The following is a 1,055-nucleotide window of genomic DNA, read 5'->3' on the forward strand; positions in this document are numbered from 1 at the left end:
TTGCCGTTGCTGGTGGAGCGGGAGCGGGCGCTGTACGGGGCGTGGTACGAGTTCTTCCCGCGTTCGGAGAGCGGGCAGGTCGATCCGCCGGTGCACGGGACCTTCCGTACGGCGGCCGAGCGGCTGCCCGCGATCGCGGAGATGGGCTTCGACGTCGTCTACCTCCCGCCGATCCATCCCATCGGCACCACCTGGCGCAAGGGCCCGGACAACACGCTGTCCGCGGGCCCCGAGGACGTGGGGGTGCCCTGGGCCATCGGCTCCCCCGAGGGCGGCCACGACGCGGTCCACCCGGAGCTGGGCACCCTGGAGGACTTCGACGCCTTCGTCGCCCGGGCCGCCTCGCTGGGCCTGGAGATCGCCCTGGACTTCGCCCTGCAGTGCTCTCCGGACCACCCGTGGGTGGAGAAGCACCCGGAGTGGTTCCACCACCGCCCCGACGGCACCATCGCCCACGCCGAGAACCCGCCCAAGAAGTACCAGGACATCTACCCGATCGCCTTCGACCAGGACATGCCCGGCCTGGTCGCCGAGACCGTGCGCGTGCTGCGGCACTGGATGGACCACGGGGTGCGGATCTTCCGCGTCGACAACCCGCACACCAAACCCGTCGTGTTCTGGGAACAGGTGATCGCGGACGTCAACGCCACCGACCCCGACGTGATCTTCCTGGCCGAGGCCTTCACCCGGCCCGCGATGATGCGGACCCTGGCCGAGGTGGGCTTCCAGCAGTCGTACACCTACTTCACCTGGCGCAACACCAAACAGGAACTGACGGAGTACCTCACCGAACTCTCCGGCGACTCGGCCGCCCGCATGCGGCCCAACCTCTTCGTCAACACCCCCGACATCCTCCACGAGTTCCTGCAGACCGGCGGCCGCCCCGCCTTCGCGCTGCGCGCCGTCCTCGCCGCCACCCTCTCCCCCACCTGGGGCCTCTACAGCGGCTACGAACTCTGCGAGAACACCCCCCTGCGCCGGGGCGGCGAGGAATACCTCCACTCCGAGAAGTACCAGCTCCGCCCACGCGACTGGCAAACCGCCGAACGCGAGGG

The 1,055-nt window shown here is 69.8% G+C and carries 1 protein-coding gene; it reads left to right on the plus strand.

Annotated features, from left to right (window positions below; all coding sequences use genetic code 11):
• Positions 1-1,055: alpha-amylase family glycosyl hydrolase (locus ACFYW9_RS41425; RefSeq protein WP_389160384.1), on the plus strand; the 1,055-nt coding region annotated here is incomplete at both ends.

Origin of the sequence: Streptomyces sp. NPDC002698, from assembly GCF_042888945.1 — a bacterium.
In the GTDB taxonomy this organism is placed as follows: domain Bacteria; phylum Actinomycetota; class Actinomycetes; order Streptomycetales; family Streptomycetaceae; genus Streptomyces.